Genomic DNA, 3682 nt, shown 5'->3' with positions numbered 1-3682 from the left:
TGAGGAGGTAGTATGGAATCTATTCACGGGCATGAAGTGCTCAACATGATGATTGAATCTGGCGAGCAGTATTCAAATGCCAGTCTTGAAGCGGCGATTACGGCTCGTTTTGGCGAGCGGGCACGTTTTCACACCTGTAATGCGCAAGGAATGACGGCGGCTGAGCTGGTGGCATTTTTAGCGGCGAAGGGGAAGTTTATTGCAAAAGAAGACGGCTTCTCTACGCACGAAAGCAAGATCTGCCGCCATTAAGATTATCGAATAACGGTGGCATCTCACCACCGTTATCCAACAGAATTAATTCTGCGTATCGAGCGTAGCCAGCTCTTTGTCGATGAAATAAAGACCTTCACCGCTTTTTCCTGCCAGCGATAGCTTATCAATAACAGATTTAAATAATTTCTCTTCTTCATGCTGCTCGGCAACATACCACTGCAGGAAATTAAACGTCGGATAATCCTGGTGGGTCATTGCCGCGTGAGCCAGTTCATTAATTTTCCGGGTGATCAGCTGTTCGTGTTCGTAAGTGACACGGAACAGTTCGTCCAGAGAAGCATATTCAGCGAAGGGGGAAGAGACGGTATTAATACGCGGTAAGCTACCGGTGTCAGTCAGGTAGTCGAACAGACGCTGCATATGCGTCATCTCTTCCTGGGCGTGACGGCGCAGAAACGCGGCAGCACCTTCGAAGCTGTGATAGCTGCACCACGCGCTCATCTGTTGGTAGAGCAGAGATGAATATAATTCAAGATTCATTTGCTCATTCAGTTGGTCGATCATTTCTGTTTTCAGCATGGTTCTGCTCCACAAACGTTATTATATATTACGTGGCGCCACTATAATTTGTTATTTAATTATTTGCAAAAGGTAAAATAATAAATTTATTTATTAAAAATACGAATGGGAATAAAACGCATTAACGCTATTGAGCGGAGGATATAAATACCGAAGTAACAAATGACCAGCAAAAAAATGCTGGTCGAAAATATTAGTAATTGAATGAGGACGCTGGAGATACCGCGACGCCGTGACACTGCCAGGCGAGCGTAATTTTGGTGTTCAAACACAAAGAACCGGCATATACGCTACAGGTTGACACTGGCTGCCCAAACGCAACGGCGCTGGCATAACCCATACGCTGGCACTCTTTGGTGGCGGTTCCCTGGGTTACGTAGTCATCGGTTCGTGCCGTTTGCAACATGGCCTGGTTGTAAGTCAGGCGAACCACGCCGGTGATGGCGCTGGCTTCGCTCACCTGCGCCTGTTTAGTAATAGTGCATCCTGTCAGCACGAGCGGCAAAAGGGCAATGATAAAGGTCTTCATGAGATCGCTCTGAAAGTTCGGAGATAGTCTATCATGGCATGCCTTTCGACGTATCAATGGCTTGAATAGCCTGAAGATCACCTGCGATTAATCGCAACGACGTCACTTTCTGAGGCCATTCTGAGCTGCTGAGGGAAAAATGTGAGCCCTTCATTACTTTATAAAACAAAATTTCATTAAATTTGAAAGTGGGTTTGCAAAATAGTAATGTGGCCTGAATGTTATGACTTTCAGCAGTCCACGCTACGCATTCAGGAGATGACAGAATGAAAATTGCATTGATGATGGAAAACAGCCAGGCAAGCAAAAACGCCATCATTCATAACGAGCTTAAAGCCGTTGCGGATGAGAAAGGTTTTCCCGTTTATAACGTCGGCATGAGCGATGAAAATGACCATCATCTGACCTACATTCATTTAGGGATTATGGCCAGCATCCTGCTGAATTCCAGAGCCGTGGATTTTGTGGTCACCGGCTGTGGTACGGGTCAGGGCGCAATGATGTCACTGAATATCCATCCGGGAGTCGTATGCGGCTACTGCCTCGATCCGGCGGACGCATTCTTGTTTTCTCAGATCAACAATGGGAATGCGCTTTCTCTGGCCTTCGCCAAAGGCTTTGGCTGGGGTGCCGAGCTCAATGTGCGCTATATGTTTGAAAAAGCGTTTACTGGACGTACCGGGGAAGGTTATCCACCGGAACGTAAAGAGCCGCAGGTGCGTAACGCCGGTATTCTGAATCAGGTGAAAGCGGCAGTGGTAAAAGAGAATTATCTGGATACGCTGCGCGCTATCGATCCTGAACTGGTGAAAACCGCCGTCTCGGGTCCACGCTTCCAGCAGTGCTTCTTTGAAAACTGCCAGGACAAGTCGATCGAAGCGTTTGTGCGCGAGATTATTGGCTAAATCCTGCTGGCCCGGCGGTGTTCTCCCGCCGGGCTATCTGTTCTTATCTGACACCGCACTTCCGGCATCACGGGTAAGCCGCAGCGTATCTACCATACCGACCAGACAAATTATGGCGATAGCCACAAAGGCCAGGCGGAAGCTGATCCCCGGAATATTGCCCAGCGCCAGCCATTCACTGACTTCAGCGCCGATACGGATCCCAATAGCGGCTAATGAAATTCCCAGTCCCACTGCTAACTGTGTTGCCGTACTGAACAGCGTATTGGCGTAGCTCATTTGCGACGCGGGGACGTCCGCAAATGCAAGCGTACTGACGCCGGTAAACTGGATTGAACGGAACACACCGCCCAGATACAGCACCAGCAAAATAACCCATACGGGCGTTTGCGGCGTTATCAATGCACAGGCCAGCAGCGCCAGGACGTTAAGGGCCCCGTTGATCAACAGCAATTTCTTAAAGCCCAGCCAGCGTATCAACGGCGTGGTGGCAGGTTTTATCGTCAGATTGCCTACAAACACCGCCAGCACCAGCGAACCTGCGTGAAAAGCGTTCATGCCAAAACCTACCTGGAACATTAACGGCAGCAGAAATGGTACGGCGCTGATAGAGGCGCGAAACAGCGATCCGCCATACATCGTGACGCGAAAAGTCGGGACGCTCATGGCATCAAGACGAATCATCGGCCAGGCGGCGCGGCGAAAATGGCGTAGGGCAAACAGGAAAGTCGCTATTCCCAGCGTGAGAAGTCCGGCAGTTAGCCAACCCTGCGGCTGCTGGGTTCCCAGCAACTCCATGGCATACACCAGACTTACCATGGCAACAGAGGTCGCGACAAAACCCGCTATATCAAACGGACGGCGCTCGTCGTCATGAATATCCGGAATAAAACGTAGCGCCAGCGCTATCGCCAGTATTCCCAATGGGACGTTAATGAAGAAGATCCACCGCCAGTTGGCATAGCTGGTGATGAATCCGCCTAGTGGAGGACCGATGATGGGCGCGACTAACGCGGGCCAGGTCAGAGTCGCAATGGCGGTGATTAACTGACGTTTAGGCGTGGTGCGTAGTACCGCAAGGCGGCCAACAGGAACCATTAATGCGCCGCCCACGCCCTGTAAGATTCGCATGGCGACAAAGCTTTCAAGACTGGTGGACAAACCGCATAAGACCGAGGCGAGGGTAAATATCGCCAGTGCGAGGGTAAACACTTTTCTGGCGCCAAAGCGGTCCGCAATCCAGCCGCTGGCGGGGATAAGTACGGCGAGGGTGATCAGGTAGGCGCTAATACCAATATTCAGGTCAACCGCCTGTACGCCAAAGCTTTTGGCCATGTCGGGCAGGGCGGTAGCGATCACCGTACCGTCAATAAACTCCATAAAGAAAGCGCCGGCTACAAGTAATGCCGCCGGGGAGAGACCGCGTTTATTCTCAACCGCTAAATGTTCACTC

General features: G+C 50.5%; 5 protein-coding genes. 2 read left to right on the top strand and 3 right to left on the bottom strand.

Annotated elements, in window-relative coordinates:
* Positions 1-12 precede the first annotated feature (12 nt).
* Complete coding sequence (locus KQJ18_RS22550; RefSeq protein ID WP_216422796.1) at positions 13-252, top strand: YecH family metal-binding protein; 240 nt, start codon at positions 13-15, stop codon at positions 250-252.
* A gap of 45 nt (positions 253-297) precedes the next feature.
* Here the strand turns inward: KQJ18_RS22550 and ftnA are convergent, their stop codons facing one another.
* Positions 298-795 (bottom strand): non-heme ferritin, encoded by a 498-nt coding sequence (ftnA, locus tag KQJ18_RS22545; RefSeq protein ID WP_038641510.1) that lies wholly within the window; start codon positions 793-795, stop codon positions 298-300.
* A gap of 193 nt (positions 796-988) precedes the next feature.
* Positions 989-1324: a YecR-like lipofamily protein gene (locus KQJ18_RS22540; protein WP_038641508.1), complete on the bottom strand. Its 336-nt coding sequence runs from the start codon at positions 1322-1324 to the stop codon at positions 989-991.
* Between the two features lie 266 nt (positions 1325-1590).
* Between KQJ18_RS22540 and KQJ18_RS22535 the strand changes: the two genes are divergently transcribed.
* Positions 1591-2229: an RpiB/LacA/LacB family sugar-phosphate isomerase gene (locus tag KQJ18_RS22535; RefSeq protein ID WP_038641506.1), complete on the top strand. Its 639-nt coding sequence runs from the start codon at positions 1591-1593 to the stop codon at positions 2227-2229.
* 33 nt (positions 2230-2262) lie between these two features.
* Here KQJ18_RS22535 and KQJ18_RS22530 read toward each other — a convergent pair.
* Positions 2263-3682 (bottom strand): MFS transporter (locus KQJ18_RS22530; protein ID WP_216422795.1); only part of this gene is annotated, 1420 nt, incomplete at its 5' end.

It is taken from the genome of Citrobacter sp. S55_ASV_140 (genome assembly GCF_018919505.1).
GTDB lineage: Bacteria > Pseudomonadota > Gammaproteobacteria > Enterobacterales > Enterobacteriaceae > Citrobacter > Citrobacter werkmanii.
Note: the sequence above shows the minus strand (reverse complement) of the source record. Positions and strands in the feature narration are given on the sequence as shown.